Raw genomic sequence first — 24,976 nt, 5'->3', positions numbered from 1 at the left:
GGGATATGCCGCCAAGACGTTACTGGCTGATGAAATCGGAACCGGAATGTTTCTCCTTTGCTGATTTGAAAAATCGTCCCGACGGCACCGAACACTGGGATGGCGTGCGTAACTATCAGGCCCGGAATCTGCTGCGTGATGAGATCAAGGTGGGTGATGGGGTTCTTTTTTACCACAGCAACATCAAAGAACCCGCTATTGTCGGAGTCGCCAGGGTCGTTCGCGAAGGGTATCCCGACCATACGGCGCTCGATCCTTGCAGTGATCACTTCGATCCACGGGCGAGCGAAAAAAATCCCATCTGGTTTATGGTGGACGTGCACTATGTTGCCCCCCTCGCGCACCCGCTGACACGTACCGATCTGCGGGCTCATCCGGTGCTCCGGGGGATGGATGTTCTTAAAAAAGGTAACCGTCTTTCCGTGCAGCCGGTGCGTGCCAACGAATGGCAGGCTGTGCTGAAGATCGGGGAGTTGGTGGACAGTGAATGCTGAGGTTTTTGGCGATTTACGGGGGATTCTATGAAAAAGGTGGGTAAGATTGCCGCGATAGTTCTGGCTGTGTTGGTGGCTCTCGGCATTTCAATTGGCGTACTTGCCAAGATTTTGATTACCCCGGAACGGGTTAAAGACACGGTCCTGCCGCTGGCCGAAAAATCTCTCAATCGCAAAGTCGAGTTGGGCGAGGTCCAGGTCAGTCTCTTCTCAGGGATCAGCCTCAGCCAGCTTCGCATTGGCGAAGCTCAAGGTGATGAATATTTCGTCACCGCTGAAAAACTCGTTTTGCGATACCGTTTCTGGCCGCTTCTCTTCATGAAGGTAGTGGTTGATGAAGTCCGCCTTGAAGAGCCCAGAATTCGCGTCGAGCGTCTGCAGGATGGATCTTTCAATTTCAGCGACCTGATGGCCGCAAAGAATTCTTCAACGGAAGAAATGCCATCCTCGCCGGGTCGGGAATCGGACGGCAAAGATGGCGGCATTGATCTTTTGATTTCCCGGGTTGTCCTGAATGGAGGCGAGGTGCTTTTCCTCGACCGCAGCTTCGGTGGCGAAGCGCCGTATCGCTACAAGGTGAGCGGCCTGAATGTTTCTGCCCGGGACATCTCATTGGATAAGGATTTCCCCTTCTCCCTTGAGGCTGTACTGGGTGAGGCGACTCTGGCCGTGGCCGGCAAAACCAATGTGGCTACGGCCAGTGGTGAGGCCAGCCTGAAACTTTCACCCCTCGATATCACACCCTTCACCCCCTATTTCAGGCAACAGCTGCCAGGGCGTCTCGATGCTCTTCAGGTCGCCCTTGACCTTGCTGTCAAAGGTGGAAGTGCGGGTTTTTCCTCTCATGGAAAGGTCAGTCTCACGGATCTCGATATCCTTCTGGACGCTCTTAAGGATGTTCCTGTCCGTGATGCCTCTCTCTTGCTTGATTACGACCTCGATATCAACTTGACCCAGAAGGCGCTGGACATAAGGCCGACCACGCTGACGGCAAACGGTATCGTGGCACGGATGCAGGGGCGTGTGTCAAACTACGGAGCCGTGCCCCAGTTGGACATGACAGTTGAATTGCCTGATCTGGATGTCCGCTCCGCCTTGCGGGCCGCTCCGGCTGGACTTCTCCCCGATCTTGGTGATCTGGATCCCGCTGGCAAGATCAGTGCCCGCATCAATCTTGCCGGGACAGCGGATGACCCCCTGAAATTGCTGCGTGATGGTGAAGTTGTCCTGTCCGGGGTTCAGGCCAGTATGGCTTCCCTGCGGCCAGCGCTGACCGGTCGCCTGGCCCTCAAGGGGGATGCCATCAGTGCGCAGCAGCTTGAACTGAAGATGGGCGATACCACGGCGGCCATCAATCTGAAAGTGTCCAACCTCTTTGGCAAGCCTCTTCGCATCGAAAACAGCCTTACGGCTGACCGGCTGCACCTTGACCCTCTGTTGCAGGGAGCAGGGTCACAAGGAGCTGCCGCCGCCGAAGCAGGGTCTTCCACCGGGAAAGCCAGCGAGGAAAAGGCTGGCGATATCGGCCCCTTCGATCTGCCTCTTGTCGTTTCCGGCGAGGCGCGTATCGGACAAACAGTCTATCGTGGCATGAATATAGAGAACATGGTCGCCAAGTACCGCCTGGAAAATAACATTTTTACCCTGGAGACCCTCACGGGGAGTGTGGCCGGAGGGACATTTACGGAAAAGGCCGTTGTCGATCTCGGTAAAAAAGGACTGGTGTATGATTCGACCTTTAGCGTTCAAGGTGCCCAGATGAATCCCTTGATCAGCGCTTTTCTGCCCAAATCGGCTGACACCGTGCAAGGCGGCCTCGATCTCCATCTTATCCTGAAAGGCAAGGGTGTTTCTCTGGCCGACATACGACGCAATCTCTCGGGTTCAGGTGACTTTCTCTTCAAGGATGGCAAGCTTTCGGGCAGTGCCCTGGTGAAGGGCCTGGCCGAGTTTCTGTCCCTTGAGGAGCTCCGGGAAATCAATGTGCGGGAGTCGGCCGGCAGTTTTGCTATCGAAAAAGGGAAGGTGTTGATTCAGAGCACTTTTGCCGGAAGCAATGCGCGGTTCAGCCCCAAGGGGGCCCTGGGGATGGACGGTTCCCTGGATCTGTCTCTTGATCTGCGCCTTTCACCCGAGTTGTCGCGGAAGCTGGACAACAAGGGCAAGGTGAGTCAATTTTTGACTGATTCCGACGGTTGGGGGCTCGTCCCTCTGCGGCTGGCGGGAACTCTCGACAAGCCCCGCTTTGGCCTTGATACCAGTGCGGCCAAAGAGCAGGTCAAGGAAAAGGCCGCCCAGGAACTGCAACGTCAGCTGGAGAAGAAACTGTTCAAAGGCGACGAACCCGCCGCAGGGGAATCCGATCCGGCCAAGGATGCCGGTAAGAAGGTTTTGGAAGATACCATTCGGGGGTTGTTTGGCCGTTGACAGGTTGCGGCCACCATGCTACAGGTCTGAAAAAAAGACAGGAGATACCCATCGATGACTGGACTGGAAGAATACAGCGGTTTTGAAGTCATTCGCGCTGCCATGGAAGTAGAAAAACAGGGACATCGGTTTTATTCCACCATGTCGGCCAAAGCAAAAAGTCCCCTCGCCAAGGAAATTTTTACCTGGCTGGCGCAGGACGAAGTTGGACACCTGAAAACCCTGGAAGACCTGGCGCCGAAATACGAGGATGGTGCCTTCTGGGAAAACGAGGAAGTATTTCTTCCTTACCTGCGGAGATTCTCCGCCAGTGAGATATTCCCGTCGCCCGCCCGCCTGGAAGAGGTTCTGAAACGGGACAATTCCGACCTGGAAGCCCTGGACCTCGCCATCGAAGCAGAAGAACGCTTTGCCGAATATTTCCACAAGGCCGCCGCGCAGGCACGAACTGAAGACGGCAAGGAGGCTTTTTCCTGGTTGGCTGCCGAAGAGGATCGCCACGCCCAGGTTCTTAAGGAACGCAAGGCCAAAATATCCGGCAAATAACCGCCGCGATCACCCTGCTCTTTAAAAGGCACCTCCTTCGGGAAGTGCCTTTTTTAGCATCGGCTACCACATATTCTTGACCCCTGGGTCTCATTGCAATATTCTCGGTCACCGAAAAGACGATAGTGATGAGGCAAATCGATACAAGGAGGCAGCCGTGGCTGTTATTGAAGTGACCCATCCCCTGGTTCGGCACAAACTGGGGATCATGCGCAAAAAGAATATCAGCACCAAGGATTTCAGGGAGCTAGCCTCTGAAGTGGCCCGCCTGATCACCTATGAGGCCACCAAAGACCTGGAGACGGAAACGGCCGTCGTGCAGGGCTGGGCCGGACCGGTCGAGGTGGAACAGATCAAGGGGAAAAAGATTACCATCGTTCCCATCCTGCGAGCGGGACTGGGGATGTTGAACGGTGTTCTCGATCTGATTCCCGGGGCCAAGGTCGGGGTAATCGGCCTTTACCGGGACGAGGAAACCCTGTTGCCGGTCAGTTATTACCAGAAGTTCACTCGCAGAATGTCGGATAGGACGGCCCTCGTCCTCGACCCCATGCTGGCCACCGGCGGCAGCGTGGTGGCCGCCATTGACATGCTGAAAAAATCGGGCTGCCAGAAAATCAAGGGGCTTTTTCTTGTCGCCGCCCCGGAGGGCATCGAACGACTGCAGGCCGCCCACCCCGATGTGGACATCTATGTGGCTGCTGTCGACGAAAAACTCAATGAACAGGGTTACATTCTTCCCGGTCTCGGAGATGCCGGGGACAAGATCTTCGGAACCAAGTAAATTTCTGTTCCCCTTTTTCGACCCTTTAACTGGAAGGTCAGGATGACTGAACAAACCTCTCCCACGGATTATCGTTTTCGTCTAAAAGACAGCCTGCTCGGCGCCCAGATGCTTTTTGTCGCCTTCGGAGCGCTCGTTCTGGTGCCCTTGCTGACCGGCCTCAATCCCAATGTGGCTCTTTTTACGGCCGGCGCCGGAACCTTGCTGTTCCAATGGATTACCGGAGGCAAGGTCCCCGTCTTTCTGGCCTCGTCCTTTGCGTTCATTGCGCCCATCATCTATGGCGTGCAGACCTGGGGAATTGCCTCCACCATGTGTGGTCTTATGGCCGCCGGAGGTTTTTATGTCCTGCTCAGCCTGTTCGTGCGCTGGCGGGGCACCCGGGCTATCGCCCGAATTTTCCCGCCCATTGTCACCGGACCGGTCATCATGGTCATCGGACTTATTCTGGCGCCTGTCGCTGTCAATATGGCTCTGGGCAAGTCCGGGGATGGCGCCATCATTCTGGTTGACGGCTCGACAGCCATTATCGTCTCTATGGCCTCATTGGGAGCAACCTTGCTGGCTTCTCTCTTTGGTCGGGGTGTTGTGCGGCTCATCCCGATTTTATGCGGACTGGCGGTTGGCTACCTGTTGTCGCTTTTCTATGGCATCGTCGATTTTTCTCGTGTCACCGCGGCAGCCTGGCTGGCCGTGCCTGATTTTGTTTTGCCCGAATGGAATGCCGCGGCGATCCTGTTTATGATCCCGGTGGCTATCGCGCCGGCCATTGAACACTTTGGTGACGTCCTGGCCGTCAGTTCAGTGACGGGGAAAAACTACTTGAAAGATCCTGGTGTTCACCGAACCCTGCTCGGAGATGGTTTGGCTACTTCCATGGCCTCCATGCTGGGAGGGCCACCCAATACCACCTATTCAGAAGTGACGGGCGCCGTGGCCCTGACCAAGGTTTATAATCCCGCCGTTATGACCTGGACGGCTCTGGCGGCCATTGTACTGGCATTTGTCGGCAAGGTAGGAGCTCTTCTGCAGTCGGTTCCCGTTCCTGTCATGGGGGGAATCATGTTGCTGTTGTTCGGCGCCATCATGGTTGTTGGTCTCAACACCCTGGTTCGCGCTGGGCAGGATCTTCTTGAACCGCGCAATCTTGCCATTGTTTCTCTCGTGGTCGTTTTCGGGGTAGGGGGGATGAGTATCCCCTTGGGTTCGGTGACTCTCTCAGGCATCGGTCTGGCCGGGATTCTCGGGGTACTGCTCAACCTCATTCTTCCCCAGGGCGATAAAACCACCGGTGGGAGTGAGGCGCGGGGACCCGCGGCACCCCATTAAGATCGCGTCGTTAAGGACAAAAAAAAGAGCCTGCCAGGTGACTGACAGGCTCTTTTTTTTGTCTTGAGTTTGGACGGCGGTCAGCCGAGATCGTTATAAGGGCGCGCCCTGAAGTCAACTCCCAGTTCCCGCGCTACAGCCTCACAGGCTTGCATGTCGATGCCGGGCATGGCGACGGCGCTGGCTGTCACCGAGGGGATATGGGCCGGAGCCTCACGCAGAAAGTTTTTGACGCCCTCATAGGCCGGCAGGCCGAATTGGGAGTGGCAGATGCGCTGGTAAGTTTCCGCGTCGGCCGCGTTCAGGGAGACGGAAATGGCGTCCACCAGACCCCTGAGTTCAGGCAGAACGTCGCGGCCGTGCACCAGGTTGGCTTGCCCGTCGGTGTTGATGCGCACTTTGGCGCCACGGGCCTTGAGCCAGGCGGCCACCTCCTTGACGGTCTCCAGGCGGATGAGGGGTTCGCCGTATCCGCAGAAGACGATTTCACTGTAGCCGGCTGGATCACCTATGGCGGCGATAATCTCCTCCGAGGAGGGCTCGTGATCCAGTTGCAGACCATGGCCTTTGACCGTGAAATCCTTGAATTTGGCGCAGAAGGCGCAGCTGTTGGTGCAGCGGTTGGTGATGTTGAGGTAGAGGGCATCGCGGATAGGATAGGCGATGCGGCTTGCCTGGTCCGCTTCGCCAATACCGAAGAGCTTGGAGGCATTGAGATTGGTGACCCGACAGACATCCTGCAACGATAACCCCTTGATATCGGCGATGGTTGCTGCTGTATGTCGGACCAGGGCCGGTTCGTTTCTTTTCCCTCGTCGAGGCTGGGGGGCCAGGTAGGGGCAGTCGGTCTCGACAAGAAAATGATCGACGGGAATCTGCCGGATCAGATCGCGGACTTCCTCGTTTTTCGGGTAGGTGATGGAGCCGGGAAATGAGATGAGAAAACCCATTTCGATGCAAGCGCGGGCCATGGCCAAATCGCCGCTGAAACAATGGACGACGCCGCCGACTTCAACAGCCTTTTCCTCCGTCAGGATCTGCAGCACCTCAGCGTGGGCGTCCCTGTCGTGAACGATAATGGGCTTTTTGAGCTCGCGGGCCAGACGGATCTGCTGACGAAAGGCCTGGCGCTGAATATCTCTGGGGCAACGATCACGGTAGAAGTCCAATCCGATTTCACCCACGGCCACCACCTTGCTGCCTTCCTGGATCCAGGTGCGCAACTGCGTCAGAGCCTTTTCGTCAAGCTGAGCGGCATCGTGGGGATGAACGCCCACGGCGGCGTAAATAAACGGATGCTTTCCGGCGATCTCCAGGTTCCGTCGGGAGCTCTCCAGGTCGCAACCCACGGTGAGGATATAGCGGATGCCCTCTTCGTGGGCCCGGCTGATGACTTCCTCCCGGTCGTGATCGAATTGTCCATGATCCAGATGCGCGTGGGTGTCGATGAGCCAAGGCTGCTGTTCGGTCATAGCGATCTCTCTTGAAAAACAAGGGGGCACCAAAAGCGCCCCCTGGGGATGAAAAACGAAGTTTTCTGTGAGCCACGCGGGGCCATTATTCCTGTTCGATACGGGGGAACAGGGGGGCCGCTTTCTGAATGCGGGTACCGGGGCGCAAGCCACCCCAGACGCCTTTTTCTTCGAGGGACTGGCTGGTCGGATCGATCCCGAGGATTTCCACCATTTTCTCAGCCGTATCGGGCATGAAGGGTTCGATAAGCAGGGCGACCAGACGCTGAATTTCCATAAGATTATACATGACGGTGCCGAGTCGGGGCCGTTTGCTCTCGTCTTTGGCCAGAGCCCAGGGTGCCGTGTCATCGATGTATTTGTTGCCGGCACTGATGAGTTCCCAGATCAGCTGCAGGGCCTTGTTAAAGGCCATGGCGTCCATGTGCTCGTCGACGGCCCGCAGAGTTTCGGGGATTCGGTCGAGGAGGGGCTTGTCCATGTCGTCGGCAGCCGTCGGCTCAGGAAGAACACCGTCAAAGTATTTGTTGACCATGGCCGAACTGCGGCTCATGAGGTTGCCGAGATCGTTGGCCAGGTCGGAGTTGATGCGATGGATGAGGGCGGTATGGGAGAAGTCGCCATCAAGCCCAAAAGGGACTTCGCGCAGCAGGAAGTAGCGGATGGCGTCAACCCCGTATTTGTCGATCAGCATGTTGGGTTCGACCACGTTGCGCAGGCTTTTGCTCATCTTCTGCCCCTCGACGGTCCACCAGCCGTGGGCGAAGACCTTTTTGGGCAGGGGCACGCCGGCGGCCAGCAGGAAGGTCGGCCAGTAGACGGTGTGGAAACGCAGGATGTCCTTGCCGATGACGTGGGCGTCGACGGGCCAGAACTTGGCAAAGTTGCCGTCGGGGTCGTTGGGGTAGCCGAGAGCGGTGATGTAGTTGGTCAGGGCGTCGAACCACACGTAGATAACGTGAGCCTCATTCCCCGGCACGGGAATTCCCCAGGAAAAAGTCGTGCGGGAGATGGAGAGGTCCCGCAGGCCTTCCTTGATGAAGTTGAGCACCTCGTTGCGCCGGCTTTTGGGCTGGATGAAGTCAGGATGCTCCTCAATGTGGCGAATCAGCTGTTCCTGGTATTTGCTCATGCGGAAGAAATAGGACTCTTCCTTGAGCTTGTCCGTGGGCCGGCCGCAGTCGGGGCAATTGCCATCGAGGAGCTGAGTCTCGGTCCAGAAGGTCTCACAGGGAGTGCAGTACCAGTCCTCATATTCACCGAGGTAAATATCTCCCTTGGCTTCTATGCGGCGGAAGAGTTCGCGAACTCCGTCTTTGTGGCGTTCCTGGGTCGTGCGGATGAAATCGGTGTTTTCGATGTTGAGTTTTTCCCACAACGACTGGAAGCGCTTGACCACGCGGTCGGCCAGTTCCAGGGGCGTTTCTCCCGCAGTCTGGGCGGCTTTTTCGACCTTCTGACCGTGTTCGTCCGTCCCGGTCAGGAAAAAAACGTCATACCCGCGGGATTTTTTGTAGCGGGCGAGAACGTCACAGGCCAGGGTAGTATAGGCGTGGCCGATATGAGGGACGTCGTTGACGTAATAGATAGGGGTCGTTATGTAGAAGTTTTTGCTCATGTTTGAAGCTCCTGAGGTTATTTCTTTTTGGGACGACGACGGCCTCTGCGGCGTTTGCGGGGGCTGGCGGCCCCTTCTTCGCCGGTCGGCTTGGCCGGTTCCGTGGTCTGGGGTTTCACCTTTTCCGGCTTTGGCTGCGAGGGCCTGTTTTCGCCGGATGGTCGAGGCTTGCGATTTCTGGAGGAGTCACGACGGCCCCCTTCGGGACGTCTTCCCTCCTTGCCTGGGGCAGGTGAGGGCAGCGTCCCGGATTTTTCCGCCTGGTCCAGATCCTCGGCGGTAACTACCCGGGTCTGTCCATCACCGAGACGAATGGTGACTTTCTGGGCCAGAATATTCTGATCGATCACTTCGCCTTCCTGCCCATCAACCAGGATTTTGCGGCCGCATTTGGGCAATTGCTTGCGCAGCGAGCAATAAGTTTCAAATTCATAGCCCAGGCAGCAGAGGAGGCGGCCGCACTGTCCAGATATTTTGCTGGGATTGAGGGCAAGCCCCTGTTCCTTGGCCATGCGCACGGAAACGGGGGCGAAGTCGGTCAGAAAGGTGCAACAGCACAGTTCCCTGCCGCAGACGCCCAACCCCCCAATGAGTTTGGCCTCATCGCGGACGCCAATCTGGCGCATCTCGATGCGGGTATGGAAGTAATGCGCCAGATCCTTTACCAGTTCGCGGAAATCGACGCGCCCATCGGCGGTGAAGTAAAAGACGATCTTGGAGCCGTCGAAGAGATATTCGGCGCGCACCAGTTTCATCTCCATCTTGCGCTCACTTATACGAGCGGCGCAGATGCGAAAAGCATCTTTTTCCCGGTCGGCGTTGGACGCGGCCAGGGCCAGATCCTCATCGGTGGCGATACGGACAATGTTTTTGAGTTCCTTGGCGGCGTCTTTTTCGTCGATCTCTCGGAGTGTCTGCACTACAGTGCCGAGCGCGCGACCCCGATCTGTTTCCACCACCACCCGCATGCCGGGTTCGAGGGGGAGATCCTGGCCGTTAAAGTCATACTGTTTTCCCGCCGTGCGGAATTTAACCGAAGTAATTCGGATCATGGTTCTCTGTCGTTTCCTCTATGTGGAAGGTGCGGCACAAAATGCCGATAAATGACGACCCGGATATTGTGACTCGGGCCTTTGGTCATGAGTCTATCCCTTGTGTCAGGCAGCCAGACGCATGAGCAGAACCTCCATGGCCAGCTGTTTGTTGACGTTTCGGTCAGCCTGCCGGCGGCTGACAGCAATGGCTTCGAGTTTAGCCAGCAGGGTACTGATACTTTCACGTTTCGCCACCCGGTGAATCTTTTCCAGCAGGTCGATGTTGACCAGCTCATTTTCAGGCATCCCCTGCTTGTGCAGGAGCAGGTCGCGATAGAAGGCTTGAAAGAGCTCAAGGATTTCCTGAAACCGCTCTTTGTCGCTGGAAAGTTCTTCCGCGAGTTTGAAAAGAGCGATGATGCTCCCGGGTGACAGTGCGGTAAGAGACTTGAGCAATTCCCGCCTCTGCTCGAGAAAAAGATCTTTGTCTTTCCCCAGCGCTTTTTTGAAACTCCCTTCCGATAGGGCCGCAAGAATATGCCCCTGAGACTCGTTCAGTCCCAGTTTTTCCTGCAGCGCCTGCTGCAGGAGGGGACGGGAGAGGGCATGGAAGGGAATCTGCTGGCAGCGTGACCTGATGGTCGGCAACACCCGTTCTTTCTGGGAGGACAGCAGGATGATGAGAGCCTCCCCCCTGGGTTCCTCCAGTGTTTTCAGAAGCGCGTTTCCCGCGGCAGGATTCAGTTTTTCAGCGCTGTCGATCAGGCAGATTTTCTTGGGTGCTTCCAGGGGGCGAAAGGACAGCTCCTTCTGTATTGCCCGTACCTGTTCTATTTTAATGGTGGCCCCATCAGGTTCCAGAATATGGAGATCCGGATGGTTGTAGTGATCCACCTTGCGACAGGCGCTGCAGGTCCCGCATCCCGTACCGTTCTGGCAAAAAACGGCGCGGACGAATGCCAGGGCTATCAGGCGTTTGCCGATGCCTTCTGCGCCATAAAACAGATAGGCGTGTGCCAGACGGCCGGAAGCGATGGCTCGTCGCAGAAGATCCTTTTGTCTGTCGTGTCCGAGAACCTGCCCAAAAGTCATGTCGGTATTCTCATGAGCTGGCGTTGCCTCAGGGCTTCCTTTATCCGCCTGGCGACAGTTTCCTGGGATCCGAGAGCGTCAATGATCAGAAAACGGGTTTGCCCCTGGGCCAGATCCAGGTATCCCTGACGGACCCGGCGGTGAAAGCTGAGAGATTCCTGTTCGAAGCGGCCCTCATGCTCCAGCGTCTGTACTGTGTTGCGACTTTGTGCGCGCCGCAGGCCTTCTTCGGCGGGCATGTCCAGCAGGATGGTCAAGTCAGGACAGGTTTCGCCCGCAGCCAGGTCGTTGAGGCTGTGGATGAGTGTTCTATCCAGTCCCCGGCCCTCTCCCTGGTAGGCGCAGGTGGCATCCGTGAAGCGGTCGCACAGGACGGTTTTTCCCGACAGCAGCGCCGGTCGGATGACCTCATCGACATGCTGGGCTCGGGCGGCGGCGTACAGCAGCAGTTCCGACCGTGGAACCAGGCTCTGGTTGTCGGGGTCGAGCAGAATCTGCCGGATGGCATCCGCAATGGGGCAGCCGCCAGGTTCGCGCGTGGTGACTACATCAAAACCCTGCGCGACCAGATCCTGGGCAAGCAGCCCCAGTTGGGTGGTTTTTCCGCAGCCTTCGATGCCTTCAAAAGTAATAAAGAGGTTCATGGGATCCAGGCTGATGACAAGAATATCTTTTAAATTCGACATTATAGTGAATGAAACAACGCAGAATCAAGGAAAAGATTCCATTCTCAGGGTAACCATTGATAAGACCATGGGAATTTAGTATACTCCCAGCCGATTTAACCACTTGAAGGGGCCTGCCTTGGGTTCTTTTTGAAAGAGAAGAAATGCAACTTAGAGAATGTGAGGTGGCTCTGTGCCAAAAGCTGGACCACCACTTTGTGCGGACAGATCTTTTGCGTGAGGCTTTGACGCACAAGTCCTACAGCAATGAGCAGGACAGCAACGATATGCCTTTCAGCGAGCGTCTCGAATTTCTCGGTGATGCGGTGCTTGACCTGGCTGTCAGTGAACATATATTCACCCGTTACTCCCAGCTGCCCGAAGGGGAGATGACGCGGGTCCGCGCCGAGGTCGTCCGCGAAAAAGGCCTGGCGACCATTGCCAGAAAACTGGATATCGGCGCCTGTCTGCTGCTGGGGAGGGGGGAAGAGCGCAGCGGAGGACGACAAAAAGACAGTCTGCTTGCTGACGCCTTTGAAGCTCTGCTGGGGGCCATCTTTACCGATGCGGGGTACGCCGCTGTCACGCCCATCGTCGGTCAGCTTTTCTCTGAAGATATTGCCAAATCAGTAAAATGCAAGTTTGGCGTCGACCACAAGACGCGGCTGCAAGTCTTGCTGCAGGGGCGGCATAATAGGACGCCGTCTTATTTCATGGTCAGTGCCGAGGGGCCTGACCATGAACGTCTCTATACGGTTGAGGTTCGGTTTGACGACCAGGCCATCGGGCAGGGCAGTGGGCGGACGAAAAAAGCGGCGGAACAGGAGGCGGCCCGGAAGGCTCTGCTGGAGATGGAAAGCCCCTAGGCGCGGACGTATGCAGGTATTTCCCATCTTTATTCCCCACGAGGGGTGTCCTCATCGCTGCCTTTTTTGCCAGCAGGAGAAGACCTCCGGTCGTTGGACGGCACCTCTGTCCTCTGAGGTCGCCGAAGAGCTGAATCGGATACTGCCTGCCGCCGGTGACGGGGATATTGCCTTTTACGGCGGTTCTTTTACGTTGCTGCCGGACTCGCGCCAGCAGGACTACCTGGCGGCCGCTTTGCCATTTATTCGCGCCGGGCGTGCTGGAGGCATTCGCATCTCCACCCGACCTGACGGCCTGGAGAGTCGTCATCTCGATGTACTGGAGGGATTCCCCCTGCGTACGATCGAGATCGGCTGTCAGTCCTTTGATTCGGACGTTTTGGCTCTTTCCGGCAGAGGGCACCGTGCCGAGGCGGCTGCGGGCGCCGTAGCGAGAGTACGGTGCGCCAAGATTGGGGTTGGTTTGCAGCTGATGCCGGGACTCCCTGGCGGCGACCGGACTGAAGCGCTGTCGTCCCTGGGGGCGGCACTGGCTTTGAAACCTGATTTTTTGCGCATCTACCCGACGGTGGTGCTGGCTGGCAGCGCGCTGGAACCCCTGTTCCAGCGGGGCCAATTTCAACCGCTCAGTCTGGAAGAGGCGGTAGAAATCTGCGCTGCAATGCTCTGGCGCTGCTGGCAGGTCGAGGTGCCCGTCATCCGCCTGGGCCTGCAACCCACCCGGGAGCTCGACAGCTCGACGGGGGTGATCGCCGGTCCCTATCATCCTGCCTTCGGGCAGCTTGTGCGCTCCCGCCTCTGGCGGCGGGCATTGCTTCGCGTCCTCGAAATCACCTCGGCCTGTCAAGTGCTTGTCTGTTCCTCGGAGTTGTCTGACGCCTTGGGGCAGCATCGCCAGAACCTGGAATATATTCGAACCCGCACCGGAGATTTTGCCATCTCCGCCCAAAAGGGCATCTCCCGCGGGACACTGCATGTTGGCTCCGAGTCATTTTCACTCATGGAAATGGCCTCTTACTAAGGATCTTCTCATTGAACACTGAACAGACCCCTTTTCGCTCCGGTTTTGTCTCGATCATCGGACGCCCCAATGTCGGCAAATCAACTCTGCTGAACCGGATTCTCGGACAGAAAATCGCTATCGCCTCGCCCAAGCCGCAGACGACTCGCAACCGGATTCTCGGCATCCACAACCTAGACGACGGCCAGATTCTCTTCCTCGACACTCCCGGTATCCACCGCGCCACCGGCAAACTCAACCGTTATATGGTCGACCAGGCCATGGCGGCCTGCTCCGATGTCGATGTCGTTCTCTTTCTTATCGAGGCCACGGATCGTCCCGGGGGAGGGGATGATTTCATTCTTGACGTCCTTTCCCGGAGCTCTGTGCCCGTCATTCTGGTGATCAACAAGATCGACAAGGTGTCGCCAGGGGCTTTGCTCCCTCTTATCGAAATTTATGCACAGAAGCGCGATTTCGCCGCCATTATCCCCATTTCCGGGATGACGGGCAGCGGTGTCGACGCCCTGATCAAAGCCACTCACGACCTGCTGCCATCCGGCCCGCGCTACTACCCCGAAGACATGGTCACCGATCTGCCCGAGCGCTTCATCGTCGCCGAAATGATACGCGAACAGATCCTTAAGCAGGTTCGGGACGAGGTGCCCTATGGCGTTGCCGTGGTGGTGGAGAGCTTTACCGAAAAGCCGGAAAAAAATATTGTGGTTATTGCGGCAGCGATTCTGGTCGAGCGGGATCCCCATAAAAAGATTATTCTCGGCAAAGGAGGCGAAAAGATTCGCTCCATCGGCAAGGCGGCACGGGTCGATATCGAAAAGATGCTGGGTACGCGCGTCTACCTCGAGCTCTTTGTCAAGGTACAGAAAAACTGGACGGAATCCGACAAACTGTTGAAAGATTTCGGCTACGAATAGTCCATGAAGTCATTCAGGAAAGAACGGAAAATAAAAACATGAGTTCACTCGTCGCGATCGTCGGCCGCCCCAATGTCGGCAAGTCTACGCTTTTTAACCGCATTCTCGGCCAGCGTAAAGCTATCGTCGAAGATTTCCCGGGGGTCACCCGGGATCGCAACTATGCCGAAGTCACCAAGTACGACGTGCCCTTCATCCTGATGGATACGGGAGGTTTCGAGCCGGCCAGCGAAGAACGCCTGCTGGTGCAGATGCGGGAGCAGTCGCAGTTGGCTGTGGAAGAGGCCGATGTGATCCTCTTTGTTCTGGACGGGCGGGAGGGGCTCACCCCCTCGGACGAGGAAGTTGCCGCCATGCTGCGCCGCGTCGACAAGCCCGTGCTCTTTGTGGTCAACAAAGTGGATGGTCCCAAGCAGGAGGAAACCATGGCCGAGTTCTATGCTCTGGGCCTGGATGAACTCCACCCTGTTTCGGCCGAACACGGCGTGGGGGTCGGGGATCTGGTAGATGCCGTGCTGGCCCATCTTCCTCCGGCAAAAGAGTCGGAGACGGAGACGGAGGAAGTGCGTCTGGCTGTCATCGGGCGTCCCAATGTGGGCAAGTCTTCCCTCGTCAACCGCCTGCTGGGGTACGAGCGCGTCCTGGCCAATCCCATGGCTGGCACCACCCGGGACAGCGTCGATACGCCCTTCACCTATAATCAGAAACGCTACGTGCTCATTGATACGGCGGGTATCCGGCGCAAAGGGAGGGTTAGCCAGAAACTTGAAAAATTCAGCGTTATTCAGGCGCTGAAAGCCATGGATCGTTCCCACGTGGTTCTGGTGGTCATTGACGCCGAAGAAGGGGTTACGGATCAGGACCTGACGGTGGCCGGGTATGCCTATGAGAAGGGCAGGGCCGTCATTCTTGTGGTCAACAAATGGGACAAAATTGAAAAAGACAACAAAACCCTGCAACAGTACACCGAAAAATTACGGATGAGTTTCAAGTTCCTTCCTTTTGCGCCGATTCTTTTTGTTTCGGCTCTCACCGGTCAACGGGTGGCGAAGATTATGGGCGAAGTCGAGGCTGTGGCCGCTGAATTCAACCGCCAGATTCCCACGGCCGCTCTGAATCGGATTCTCGAAGAGGCTGTGCGCAGCCATTCGCCCCCTATGGTTCAGGGATCGCGACTTAAATTTTTCTATATGACCCAGACCCAGGTGCGTCCGCCCACTTTCGTGATTTTTGCCAACAAGGCTGAGGGAATCCATTTCTCTTACGAACGCTACCTGCAAAACAAGCTTCGGGAGGCTTTCGGTTTTGAAGGAGTCCCTATTCGCCTGATTTTCAGGGACCGCGAACGCAAAGGTCAGGGGTGAAAAGCCTTTACTTGCGCCAGGTGCTGGGATATATTGTTTTCTATTTAATTTTGAACCCTTACGTGTATTTGGCTCTAGATCGCCATGAGTTTAGTCGGAAATCTTGAAGACCTTGGTTTGGGAGAAATTCTCCAGATTGTCAGTCTGAGCCGCAAGTCCGGGGTGCTCTCGCTGCATAGTCGTGGTCGACAAGGATGGATTTATTTCAAAAACGGACAGGTGATCCGGGCCGCTTCCAGTACCGTGCCGGAGAATCTCGGCGATCTCCTTGTCCGATCCGGTGTCGTCAGTCTGGATATACTTGACGCCGCCCTGGAGCGCCAGCGACAGAGTGGGGGATTGCTGCGCCTGGGAGCCCTCCTTACCGAACATTTCCGTATTGCTGCCGTGGACATCGAAAACGTCGTACGCAAGCAAATCGAAAAGTTGGTGTACGGATTTTTTGGTTGGACGGAAGGGACCTTCGCTTTTGAGCTCAGAGAACCGGAGACCCTGGGTGAAACCCGGGTTGATCCTTTGCAGTTCATGCTGGACCAGGGACTCAACCCCCAGTGGCTGGCCATGGAAGGAAGCCGACTTCTGGACGAAAGGCGCCGGCAGGAGCAAGCGGGGCAGGAGAAGGACGAGAATTTCCTTTGGGGCGACGACTCTGATTCACCACAGGCGGGGCCTTTGTCCGAGGTGTCGCGTCTCGCCCCCGCAACAGGGACGGCGGAGGGGGACGAGTCAGGCCCTGTTCTTTATAATCATAGTTGTCATGGTATCGATAATCCTTCCAGATTGGTCAACTTTGGCGCTGAACTGATGGCTGAATTGGGTGAGGAGACTCTTGGTGTGGCATCCAAAGGGCCCGAGTCCCCAGGGCTTCGCCTTCTCAAGGGAATGCTGCAGGAATTGAACAACCCGTCTCTTGGCGGCGGGGTTATTCTACTGGTTCTTCGCTTCGCCAGTGAGTTGATGAATCGGGCCGTCATTTTCCTTGTCAAGGAGGATGAGATTGTCGGCCTTGGGCAATTTGGCATTGCTGCCGGTGAAAGCGCGGACCTTCGGGTTCGGCGCATGAAAGTATCCCGGACCGAGCCTTCGGTTTTCCATCGGGTGATTGAAGGGAAGATTGTGGAGAAGGTTCCGTTGGGGACGGGATATTGGGACACCTACCTGAAGGACCAGTTGGGTGGCGATTCTCCGGTCGAAGTTTTTCTTGGTCCGATTATCAGCGACGGTATGGTTGTTGCTGTCCTTTATGGTGACAACCTCCCGGAAAAAAGGCCTGTCGGTGACACAGAGGCTCTCGAGATCTTTTTGTCTCAAGCCGGGCTGGCCATGGAACGAACCCTGGCAGACCGGCGAGGGCATTCGAAAAACGCTGGGTGATTTTCCGGGAAGCCCTGCGGTCTCCTCTGATTTAATCCCTCGAAAAGTGAGGCTCACAACGTGCGGAAAAAAATACTGATAACGGAAGACTCGCCGACCATGCGGGCACTCATCGCCTCGACCATCGAGGCGATTGGAAACTTTGAAGTGATTGAAGCCTCCAATGGCTTTGAAGCGCTGAGAATCCTTCCCCGTGAAAAAGTGGATATGGTTATTACTGACATCAATATGCCGGATATCAATGGTCTTGAGCTGGTCAGTTTTATCAAAACCAACCCCAACTATCAATCCACGCCACTCATCATTATCAGCACAGAGGGGAGTGAAAGGGACAGGGAAAAAGGCATGGTACTGGGGGCGGACGCCTATCTGGTTAAACCTTTTTCGCCTGAACAGCTGCAGGAACTGGTCCGAAAATACCTGGGTTAGGAGGGGCTTTTGTCCGGCAATTCGTCATCTCGCGCCATTAAAGACTTTCTCGCGGAAGCCGAAGAGATCATTGAGAAGCTGAGCATCGATCTCATGGCTCTCGGTGAGGGCAATGACGGCCGCGATACGGATCCCGATCTTCTCAACAGCATCTTTCGCAGTGCCCATTCCATTAAGGGGCTGGCGGGCATGTTCGGTTTTGATGACATCAGCTCGCTTTCCCACGCCATGGAAAACCTTCTTGACCACCTTCGGCTGGGCAAGGTTTCCCTTTCTCCGTTACTTGTCGAAACGCTTTTCGAGGGACTTGACCTGCTGCTTCGCCTTGTCAACGGCAAAGGCACGTCTGAGTCATTCACTCTGGACGGGGCTCCGATGCAGGCACGTATCGCTGCGTTGTTGAATGCGCCTCCTCCTCAAGCTGACGATCCTATCAGGGCGCTCCCCCTGGACCCTGCGGTTCTGAACGTACTCACCGAATACGAGGAGCACCGCCTTCGCGACAATCTGGAGAAGGGGCGCCATATTCTGCTGGTCAAGGTGGCCTTTGCGCTGGCCAGCTTTGATCAGGAACTGGGTGAAATTTCCGACGTGCTGAAAAGCAACGGTGAGATTGTCAGCACCCTGCCTTGCGCCGGAGATTTCGCTGACAAGATCGCCTTTCAGATCCTGGTTGCCACCTCCCTCTCTCACGCCGAAATCAAGGAAAAACTCGACCGTCCCGATGCTGTCGTCGAAATAGTCAAGGATTCTTCTGAGGCTGCGGTCCGGCCTTCCACGGCCATCACGGTTCCTCCCGCTTCACCGCCGGTCGCCAGTCCCCCAGGAAAACTGGATGTCATCAAGGAAACTCTTTCTGAATCAGACGGGGGAGGGGCGTCTTTGCGCTCGATCAGCCGAACCGTGCGGGTCGATATCGATAAACTCGATTATCTCATGAATATCGTCGGTGAACTGGTTCTGTCCAAGGGGGCGGTCGCCATGTTGTGCGATCAGCTCAAGGCCCAGAACAATGCCCTGGCCGGCGATCTGCAGAAAGTCACCCGGGTACTGGAGCGCCGCCTTCATGATCTGCAGAAAGGGGTCATGGATGTGCGCATGGTCCCTGTGTCGCAGCTTTTTGAAAAGGTCATCCGTATTATCCGGCGCGTGGCCAACGAGCAGGGGAAAAAAGTCGAGGTGGATATCCGGGGAGCCGATACCGAACTGGACAAGCTCATCGTGGAGGATCTCTCCGATCCACTCATGCATATCATCCGCAATGCCGTGGATCACGGGATAGAGTCGCCGGAGGAGCGTCGAGCAGCGGGTAAGCCAGAAAAGGCCCGCATTTACCTGTGGGCCTCCCAAAAAGGGAATCACGTCGTCCTCGAAATTCGGGATGACGGACGCGGCATCGATCCCGAGCGGGTTCGGAAAAAAGCTTTGGAAAAAGGAATGATCAGCGCCGAGGCCGAATTGTCGCGGGACGACATTTTCAACCTCATTTTGGCCCCCGGTTTTTCTACTCGTGATGAAGTTACCGACCTGTCCGGCCGAGGCGTCGGCATGGATGTGGTTCGCAACAACATTGCGGCCCTTTCCGGCATGCTCGAACTCGACAGCACCTTCGGCCAGGGTACGGCGGTCACCATCACCCTCCCGATCACGTTGGCGATCATCAAAGCCCTGGTCATCAAAGTCAGCGGCAAGGCCTATGCCATCCCCATCAATTCCGTCATGGAGACTCTTCTGGTCGAGACGGCTTCGATCCGTACCATCGAGCGCCTTGAAGTCATTGACCTGCGCGAGCATACACTGCCCTTGGTGAGACTCAGTCGCCTGTTTCGGCTGCCGACCGCAGAAGGTTCGCCCAGCAAGCTGTTTGTGGTTGTGGTGGGCCTGGCCGATAAAAAGATGGGAATTGTGGTCGACGATCTGCTTGGTCAGCAGGATGTGGTCATCAAATCCCTGGGAAGCACCCTGTCTTTCGTCCGGGGGATCGCGGGTGCCGCCGACCTCGGTAATCAGAAGACCGTACTGGTGCTCGACGTCGGCGGTCTTATGAGCGAGTCCTTGCGAGGAGATTCTTCTTTCTATGTATGAAGACTTCTACGGGTTTTCCGAACGACCCTTCAGCAAGACGCCCGATCCTCGTTTTCTCTATCTGAGTCGGATGCATCGCGAGGCTCTGGCGCGCCTGACCTACGCCGTCGAAGAAAGAGACCTCGTGCTGCTTACAGGGGGCATAGGCTGCGGCAAAACGACGCTTTCACGTGCCCTGATGGATGAACTGGGAGAAGGCTTTCGGGTTATGCTTTTCATCAATCCGCGCCTTACTCCCATGGAGTTTCTCCGTTCCCTGGCTTTGCGCCTGGATATTAACGAACCCTCCCGTTTTAAAACCGATCTCCTTGAAGAGATTGGCGCCGCCCTCTACCGGTTTTATCAGGAGGGCGTTTGTCCGGTCCTGGTGATCGACGAGGCTCAGTTGGTTCCTCATAAGGAAACCTTCGACGAAATTCGGCTGTTGACCAATTTTCAGCTGGATGACCAGAATCTTATGAGTATTGTCCTGATGGGACAGCCGGAATTGAAAAAGCGCCTGGCCCATCGGTCCTTCGAGCCCCTGCGTCAGCGCATCGGCATGCAGTTTGATCTGCAGTCTCTGGATCTGGAAGATACCAGGGCTTACCTCGATTACCGGCTTGCCGTGGCCGGAGGCTTGCCGGGGCTTTTTTCGGATAGCGCCGTACAGTTGATTCACCAGGCTTCCGGCGGGGTGCCGCGAAAGATCAACCAGATTGCCTCACTGGCTTTGCTGGAAGGGTTCGGCCGGGAAGCTCGCTCCATTGATTCTGCTGTTTTGGAGTCGGTGATGAACGAGCTTGATCTTCTCATCTAGGCAGAACAGGAATCTGTGCGTATGGATCTTGCTGATATTCGTAAAAAAGCCAAGGCTCAAAAGGCCGAAAAGGAAAAGTCCGCTCCAAAATCCGCCGCTTCCCCTGCCGCAGTGGATGGAATAAAGGGGACACTGCCGGCCATTCAAGGTGTTCCAGCCACCCCCTTGTCGCCGATGGGAATGATTTCCTCTGGAGCAGCGGAGCCGGAGGGGGATCCACTGGAAGCCTTGTTCAATTATTGCCCTGAAATCGATCTGGCCACGGAGGAGGCCTATGCCGAAGGCCTGGCCGCCTTGTCAAGGGAAGAGCGGGAAGAGGTCGAACAGTGGCTTACTTTTCCGGTGGGGAATGAAGAGTATGCCCTGGACATCAACCACGTCAGTGAAATTATTAAATGGCGCAACGTGGAAGAGATCCCCCGGGTCCCCGGTTTTGTGCTGGGGATCATTTCACTACGTGGACAGGTAGTCCCGGTGTTCGATCTGCCGAGGCGTATGAAATTGGGTTCGGTTGAAGTTTCTCCCGCTTCCCGTATTATTATATGTCTAAAGGGGGAGCGCAGTGCCGGCCTGTTGGTCGATGGGATCAATCAGGTCGTTAAGATGCCTATCCGCAAAACGGAACCTCCCCCTGCGCTGCTTTCGGGCCTTGACAGGGATCTGGTCAAGGGGGTGGGCCGCTTTCAGGATCGCATGATTTTCATGTTGAATTTAGACCACGTTCTCGATGCAGAACGTAGCTGACGGGAAAGGAGCACTTTTGTGTCCAAAAAAAGGATTCTGATTGTTGAGGATGAAGAAAGTCTTCTAAAACTTGAAAGTATTCTGTTGACGTCGAAAGGGTACGACGTCACCGGGGTAACCAACGGGCAGGCTGCCCTGGATTCCCTGGCCGAGAATCCTTCCGATCTGGTGCTTCTCGATATCATGCTGCCGCAGATAGACGGTTTTGAGGTCTGTCGAAGAATCAAGGAAAACCCCCAGACGCGCCACATTCCCGTTATTATGCTGACGGCCAAGAAGAGCCGCGAGGATATGGCTCGGGGCGAAAAGGTCGGGGCGGACTGGTACATCACCAAGCCCTTCAAGTCTGCCATGGTCATCGAAACCATCCAGCGCTTTTTGGCCAAATGAGCCAGAGGGTTTCGCATCAGTCTGCTGATTCCGCTGACGGGGACAGGGAGCGCCAGGAAATTCAACTGGCCTGCTTCAGGGTAGGTGAGCAGATGTACGCCCTGGACATCAGGCGCATCAAGGAAATTATCCGCCCCCCCAGGCTTACACCCATTCCCAAAGCGCCACCTTTTATCGAAGGCGTATTTACTCTGCGCAATGTAGTCATCCCCGTGCTGGATTTGCGCAAGCGCTTCGATCTGGCAGTCGAGGCCGGTCTGAAGAAAGAGCGGGTGCTTGTGTGTGCACTCTTTGGCAAAATACTCGGACTTCGTGTGGATGAGGTTACGGAAGTCCGACGCTACACGAGAAAAGAGGTCTATCCTTCGCCCTATTTTCTCAAGGGGCCCGGCACTGAGTTTTTCCATGGTGTCTGCCGTTATGAGGACGACCTGCTGATGATACTCGATCTGGAAAAGATTCTTTCCTCCCGGGAAAAAATCGATCTGGAAAAAATCCCTCAGCTTCCCAGTGACCTGTCGGAAGAGATGGAGTGACCACCCGGTTGTTCCTGCACGTTCCCGATTGATGCAAGAGGTTTTCATGATAATAGCCTGTCCCGAGTGCTCGGCCCGGTTCCGTTTGGCTGAGAACCGGTATATCGACAAGAAGCGGTTGACTCTGCGTTGTGCCCGCTGTCAGAAAATATTTCAGGTTGATGTGTCGCCCCGTCGGAACTCCGACATTTCTGACCTCTCTTTTGTCCGGGTGCTGGTGGCTCATGGAGATCCCCAGCTTTGCGCCACTATCCAGGAGGTGTTGAACCGTTCGGAGATGGAGTGCCTTGTCTGTTCTGACGGTGACCTGGCTTTGTCCCTCATGGAGCAATCAGCGCCCCATGTTGTTGTGCTCGATGTTGCCCTGCCCGGTCTCTACGCTTTTGAGGCCGTCGAAAAAATCCGCCATCGGCCCGGGCTCGATAAAGTCAAAATTCTACTGGTCTCTTCTGTTTACAATAAGACCGCCTACAAGCGAACACCAGTTTCTCTCTATGGCGCCGATGGGTACATTGAAAAGCACCATATCCCTGGTGATCTTGTTTTTAGGATCTCCCAGATACTGACGGATGATTCGAGTCCTTCTTCCGCCTGCGAATCAGCCGGAGCTGTAGGAAAAGAAGTGAAAAACCAGTCCACTCCGACCTCTTTTGTTGAACGGATGAAAGACCGAATTCATGACCTTGAAGCGCAGGAGGGGGGGGAGACCGAGGCAGAGAAAGCCCGGCGTTTTGCTCGGATCATCGTGGCGGACATCGCCCTTTATAGCCAACCGAAGGTCGATGCGGGCATTGTAAACGGCAATTTCTTCGAGGCTATGGCCACGGAAATCGTCGAAGGACAAAGACTATTCGAGGAACGCTTCAGCGTTGCTGCCGGGCAGTACGCCGATTTTTTGCATCAGGCTTTTTGCGCTTTTGTCGAAAGACGCCAAAAAGAGCTTTTGCCCTGACATGAGGAGAGAAAAATAAGTGCATTCCGAAGTGACTCCCAAGGATATCCAAAGAAATCTCGATTCCTCCCTGGAAGAAGAGCGTCTTGGCGGACTGCGGGCTCTACGCGTATCCTGTGGGGAAGAGTGGCTCCCCTTGCTGTACAGGGCCATGGGGGATTCGAGTTGGCGTGTACGCAAAGAGGCCGTCGAAATCTTTTTGGCGTTGCCCGGGGCGATAGATCATATCAGCGGGGTCGTTTCTCTCCTTTATGCCGATGACAATGCGGGTGCGCGCAACGCTGCCGTTGAAATTCTTACCCGGCTTGGCAGGCAATCGTTGCCTTGCCTCTTCGCCGAGATGGAGTGCGAGGATCGCGATGTTCGTAAATTTATCCTGGATATTTTGGGAGAAATACGCGACACGTCAGCAGTCCCTCTGATGATCGAAGCCCTGTCAGACAATGATGGCAATATCAGGGCAGCGGCAGCAGAAAATCTCGGAAAGATAGGCTCTGTGGCCGCTGTTAGCCCGCTTCTGGATCTGATGGAGGAGGCCGACCTCCTGTTGCGCTTTACCATCCTGCAGGCCTTGGGACAGATTGGAGCCGAGGTTCCCGTCGAATCCTTACTGAAGTGGAGTCGTGAGCCTCTGTTGCGCAAGGCGCTTTATGACTGTCTTGGCCAACTGGGTGGGATTGAGGTCGCTGAAGAACTGGTCCAGGGTTTATTTGACGACAAGATCAATGTGCGGCATTCGGCCTTATTGGCCCTTGAAAAGGTGGAACGGCGCCACCCTGGTGAATTAACTGCGCGTCTTCCTGCGCCTATACGTAAAAACCTGGCTGAAGCGCTTGGTCTCCTCCTGGAAGACGGTCCCGATAGGGTGAGGCGGGCCGCTTTACTACTTATTGGCGTGTTAAAAGACGAACAGGCCGCCTTTCAACTTCTTCCCCTGCTGGCAGAGGAAAGTCTGCGCGAGGCCGCGACCAAGGCGCTTATTTCCATGGGAAGAAAAGCGGCGGCGTCTTTGATGGACCATTGGCAGAGTGTCGAAGCGTATCAAAGGCCCTACCTGGCCTATGTCGTTGGGATGACTGGTTGCGTTGAAGGCCTGAATCATCTCCTCTCAGCGCTGCAGTCCGAAGATGCCGATCTGCGCGCAGTATCTGCCCAGGCTCTCGGGGTACTTGGTGTCGAAAAGGCGGTCTCGCCGCTGGTATCGCTACTGGACGACAAGAGTGACACGGTACGAAGCGCGGCCCTGGAGGCTCTTGCGACCCTGGGAGGCAAATATCCCGAAAGGGTTTATGGTGCCCTGCAGAAACTTCTTGGCGCCGAAGATTTTCACTTAAGAACCTGTGCCCTTTCGATAATATCTCGTCTTGACGTGCCCGCTGCTGAATCAGCGCTTGTGTTTGCCCTTAAGGATGAAACTCCTCAAGTGAGACAGGCTGCCGTGAAGGCGCTTGGGAAATGTTGCAGCAGCCGCCATCACGATGCCCTGCTGCTGGCTTTGACCGATGAAGATCCCGAGGTGCGCCGTATGGCCGTCGACGTTTTTGCCCGCTCTGTCGGCCCTGATGCCTTCGAACCTCTTTCCCTGGCCGTGCAGGACGAGGATCTCTGGGTCCGGGTTTCGGCCATCCGAGGGCTGGGAGCCACAGATTGCCCCGCCGCGTGGAGTCTTCTGACCCATTCTTTGAACGATCCGGTCGGCCTTGTCGTCATTGCCGCCCTGGAAACCCTGGCCGAGCAAGACCTTGACCAGGCTACACTGTTTCTTGTGGAGGCGCTGTCTCATCCGGATCCAGAAGTCGTTACCGCCAGTCTCAAGATTCTTGCTGCGGCTGGTCGACAACGGGAGATCGAATCGGCACAACCATGCCTTTGTCAGCATGCCGCGTCGGAGGTTCGTCTTGCCTACGCCCGGGTTCTGGTTGAAGATGCCGGGGACCAGGCCCTTGCTGTTCTGCGCGAAATGAACAGGCAGGAAAGCGACGAGCTCGTCCGGCGTCAGCTTGATGTTTTGCTGGAAGATGTTGCAAGGGGGAACATCTAA

General features: G+C 56.0%; 23 protein-coding genes. 18 read left to right on the top strand and 5 right to left on the bottom strand.

Annotated elements, in window-relative coordinates:
- The first annotated feature begins 5 nt into the window (after positions 1–5).
- The 5 genes from AOP6_RS09250 to AOP6_RS09230 all read left to right on the top strand — a co-directional run bounded on the left by AOP6_RS09250 (position 6) and on the right by AOP6_RS09230 (position 5,580).
- Positions 6–494, top strand: coding sequence for an EVE domain-containing protein (locus AOP6_RS09250; protein ID WP_155876459.1), 489 nt, complete (start codon positions 6–8; stop codon positions 492–494).
- Between the two features lie 27 nt (positions 495–521).
- The gene (locus AOP6_RS09245; RefSeq protein WP_155876458.1) at positions 522–2,921 is read left to right on the top strand and encodes an AsmA family protein; all 2,400 of its coding nucleotides are present in this window, start codon (positions 522–524) and stop codon (positions 2,919–2,921) included.
- Positions 2,922–2,975: 54 nt separating this feature from the next.
- Positions 2,976–3,467 (top strand): ferritin family protein, encoded by a 492-nt coding sequence (locus tag AOP6_RS09240; RefSeq protein WP_155876457.1) that lies wholly within the window; start codon positions 2,976–2,978, stop codon positions 3,465–3,467.
- Positions 3,468–3,624: 157 nt separating this feature from the next.
- Positions 3,625–4,251 carry a uracil phosphoribosyltransferase gene (upp, locus tag AOP6_RS09235; protein ID WP_155876456.1) on the top strand — a complete coding sequence of 209 codons (627 nt, stop codon included), beginning with the start codon at positions 3,625–3,627 and terminating at the stop codon, positions 4,249–4,251.
- Between the two features lie 42 nt (positions 4,252–4,293).
- Complete coding sequence (locus AOP6_RS09230) at positions 4,294–5,580, top strand: uracil-xanthine permease family protein (protein ID WP_155876455.1); 1,287 nt, start codon at positions 4,294–4,296, stop codon at positions 5,578–5,580.
- Between the two features lie 80 nt (positions 5,581–5,660).
- Here the strand turns inward: AOP6_RS09230 and AOP6_RS09225 are convergent, their stop codons facing one another.
- The 5 genes from AOP6_RS09225 to tmk form a co-directional block, all read right to left on the bottom strand.
- On the bottom strand, positions 5,661–7,052 hold the full coding sequence (locus tag AOP6_RS09225; RefSeq protein WP_155876454.1) for a TatD family hydrolase: 1,392 nt from the start codon (positions 7,050–7,052) through the stop codon (positions 5,661–5,663).
- A gap of 85 nt (positions 7,053–7,137) precedes the next feature.
- A complete protein-coding gene (gene metG, locus AOP6_RS09220; protein ID WP_155876453.1) occupies positions 7,138–8,670 on the bottom strand; it encodes a methionine--tRNA ligase in 1,533 nt (510 codons plus the stop codon).
- Between the two features lie 17 nt (positions 8,671–8,687).
- On the bottom strand, positions 8,688–9,722 hold the full coding sequence (locus tag AOP6_RS09215) for a stage 0 sporulation family protein (protein WP_155876452.1): 1,035 nt from the start codon (positions 9,720–9,722) through the stop codon (positions 8,688–8,690).
- Positions 9,723–9,827: 105 nt separating this feature from the next.
- Positions 9,828–10,796: a DNA polymerase III subunit delta' gene (gene holB / locus AOP6_RS09210; protein WP_155876451.1), complete on the bottom strand. Its 969-nt coding sequence runs from the start codon at positions 10,794–10,796 to the stop codon at positions 9,828–9,830.
- Positions 10,793–11,440, bottom strand: a complete 648-nt coding sequence (gene tmk, locus AOP6_RS09205) for a dTMP kinase (RefSeq protein ID WP_155877690.1) — start codon at positions 11,438–11,440, stop codon at positions 10,793–10,795. The genes holB and tmk overlap by 4 nt, the downstream gene beginning before the upstream one ends.
- A gap of 185 nt (positions 11,441–11,625) precedes the next feature.
- Here tmk and rnc point away from each other — a divergent pair, with 185 nt between their 5' ends.
- The 13 genes from rnc (at position 11,626) to AOP6_RS09140 (ending at position 24,976) form a co-directional block, all read left to right on the top strand.
- A complete protein-coding gene (rnc, locus tag AOP6_RS09200) occupies positions 11,626–12,327 on the top strand; it encodes a ribonuclease III (protein ID WP_155876450.1) in 702 nt (233 codons plus the stop codon).
- A gap of 10 nt (positions 12,328–12,337) precedes the next feature.
- The gene (locus tag AOP6_RS09195) at positions 12,338–13,348 is read left to right on the top strand and encodes a radical SAM protein (RefSeq protein WP_213194531.1); all 1,011 of its coding nucleotides are present in this window, start codon (positions 12,338–12,340) and stop codon (positions 13,346–13,348) included.
- A gap of 11 nt (positions 13,349–13,359) precedes the next feature.
- Positions 13,360–14,262 (top strand): GTPase Era, encoded by a 903-nt coding sequence (gene era / locus AOP6_RS09190; RefSeq protein WP_155876448.1) that lies wholly within the window; start codon positions 13,360–13,362, stop codon positions 14,260–14,262.
- A 38-nt stretch (positions 14,263–14,300) separates the two neighbouring features.
- Positions 14,301–15,626, top strand: coding sequence for a ribosome biogenesis GTPase Der (der, locus tag AOP6_RS09185; RefSeq protein ID WP_155876447.1), 1,326 nt, complete (start codon positions 14,301–14,303; stop codon positions 15,624–15,626).
- A gap of 84 nt (positions 15,627–15,710) precedes the next feature.
- The gene (locus AOP6_RS09180; protein ID WP_155876446.1) at positions 15,711–17,000 is read left to right on the top strand and encodes a DUF4388 domain-containing protein; all 1,290 of its coding nucleotides are present in this window, start codon (positions 15,711–15,713) and stop codon (positions 16,998–17,000) included.
- A 60-nt stretch (positions 17,001–17,060) separates the two neighbouring features.
- On the top strand, positions 17,061–17,429 hold the full coding sequence (locus tag AOP6_RS09175; protein ID WP_155876445.1) for a response regulator: 369 nt from the start codon (positions 17,061–17,063) through the stop codon (positions 17,427–17,429).
- A 9-nt stretch (positions 17,430–17,438) separates the two neighbouring features.
- Positions 17,439–19,514 (top strand): chemotaxis protein CheA, encoded by a 2,076-nt coding sequence (locus tag AOP6_RS09170; protein WP_155876444.1) that lies wholly within the window; start codon positions 17,439–17,441, stop codon positions 19,512–19,514.
- Positions 19,507–20,313, top strand: a complete 807-nt coding sequence (locus AOP6_RS09165) for an AAA family ATPase (RefSeq protein ID WP_155876443.1) — start codon at positions 19,507–19,509, stop codon at positions 20,311–20,313. Before AOP6_RS09170 ends, AOP6_RS09165 begins: the two co-directional genes overlap by 8 nt.
- Before the next feature lie 21 nt (positions 20,314–20,334).
- Positions 20,335–21,057, top strand: coding sequence for a chemotaxis protein CheW (locus AOP6_RS09160; protein ID WP_155876442.1), 723 nt, complete (start codon positions 20,335–20,337; stop codon positions 21,055–21,057).
- Positions 21,058–21,075: 18 nt separating this feature from the next.
- Complete coding sequence (locus tag AOP6_RS09155) at positions 21,076–21,447, top strand: response regulator (RefSeq protein WP_155876441.1); 372 nt, start codon at positions 21,076–21,078, stop codon at positions 21,445–21,447.
- Positions 21,444–21,983 carry a chemotaxis protein CheW gene (locus tag AOP6_RS09150; RefSeq protein WP_155876440.1) on the top strand — a complete coding sequence of 180 codons (540 nt, stop codon included), beginning with the start codon at positions 21,444–21,446 and terminating at the stop codon, positions 21,981–21,983. The genes AOP6_RS09155 and AOP6_RS09150 overlap by 4 nt, the downstream gene beginning before the upstream one ends.
- Before the next feature lie 46 nt (positions 21,984–22,029).
- Entirely contained in the window at positions 22,030–22,935 is a 906-nt protein-coding gene (locus tag AOP6_RS09145) for a response regulator (RefSeq protein ID WP_213194845.1), read from the top strand.
- Positions 22,936–22,954: 19 nt separating this feature from the next.
- On the top strand, positions 22,955–24,976 hold the full coding sequence (locus AOP6_RS09140; RefSeq protein ID WP_155876438.1) for a HEAT repeat domain-containing protein: 2,022 nt from the start codon (positions 22,955–22,957) through the stop codon (positions 24,974–24,976).

The organism is Desulfuromonas sp. AOP6 (assembly GCF_009731355.2).
In the GTDB taxonomy this organism is placed as follows: domain Bacteria; phylum Desulfobacterota; class Desulfuromonadia; order Desulfuromonadales; family SZUA-540; genus SZUA-540.
Note: the sequence above shows the minus strand (reverse complement) of the source record. Positions and strands in the feature narration are given on the sequence as shown.

Excerpts from the sequence above, each read along its gene's own strand:
- AOP6_RS09250 (WP_155876459.1), top strand. The coding sequence starts at position 6 with ATGCCGCCAAGACGTTACTGGCTGATGAAATCGGAACCGGAATGTTTC.
- AOP6_RS09245 (WP_155876458.1), top strand. The coding sequence starts at position 522 with ATGAAAAAGGTGGGTAAGATTGCCGCGATAGTTCTGGCTGTGTTGGTG.
- AOP6_RS09240 (WP_155876457.1), top strand. The coding sequence starts at position 2,976 with ATGACTGGACTGGAAGAATACAGCGGTTTTGAAGTCATTCGCGCTGCC.
- AOP6_RS09230 (WP_155876455.1), top strand. The coding sequence starts at position 4,294 with ATGACTGAACAAACCTCTCCCACGGATTATCGTTTTCGTCTAAAAGAC.
- AOP6_RS09225 (WP_155876454.1), bottom strand. The coding sequence starts at position 7,052 with ATGACCGAACAGCAGCCTTGGCTCATCGACACCCACGCGCATCTGGAT.
- metG (WP_155876453.1), bottom strand. The coding sequence starts at position 8,670 with ATGAGCAAAAACTTCTACATAACGACCCCTATCTATTACGTCAACGAC.
- AOP6_RS09215 (WP_155876452.1), bottom strand. The coding sequence starts at position 9,722 with ATGATCCGAATTACTTCGGTTAAATTCCGCACGGCGGGAAAACAGTAT.
- holB (WP_155876451.1), bottom strand. The coding sequence starts at position 10,796 with ATGACTTTTGGGCAGGTTCTCGGACACGACAGACAAAAGGATCTTCTG.
- tmk (WP_155877690.1), bottom strand. The coding sequence starts at position 11,440 with ATGAACCTCTTTATTACTTTTGAAGGCATCGAAGGCTGCGGAAAAACC.
- rnc (WP_155876450.1), top strand. The coding sequence starts at position 11,626 with ATGCAACTTAGAGAATGTGAGGTGGCTCTGTGCCAAAAGCTGGACCAC.
- AOP6_RS09195 (WP_213194531.1), top strand. The coding sequence starts at position 12,338 with ATGCAGGTATTTCCCATCTTTATTCCCCACGAGGGGTGTCCTCATCGC.
- der (WP_155876447.1), top strand. The coding sequence starts at position 14,301 with ATGAGTTCACTCGTCGCGATCGTCGGCCGCCCCAATGTCGGCAAGTCT.
- AOP6_RS09180 (WP_155876446.1), top strand. The coding sequence starts at position 15,711 with ATGAGTTTAGTCGGAAATCTTGAAGACCTTGGTTTGGGAGAAATTCTC.
- AOP6_RS09165 (WP_155876443.1), top strand. The coding sequence starts at position 19,507 with ATGTATGAAGACTTCTACGGGTTTTCCGAACGACCCTTCAGCAAGACG.
- AOP6_RS09160 (WP_155876442.1), top strand. The coding sequence starts at position 20,335 with ATGGATCTTGCTGATATTCGTAAAAAAGCCAAGGCTCAAAAGGCCGAA.
- AOP6_RS09150 (WP_155876440.1), top strand. The coding sequence starts at position 21,444 with ATGAGCCAGAGGGTTTCGCATCAGTCTGCTGATTCCGCTGACGGGGAC.
- AOP6_RS09145 (WP_213194845.1), top strand. The coding sequence starts at position 22,030 with ATGATAATAGCCTGTCCCGAGTGCTCGGCCCGGTTCCGTTTGGCTGAG.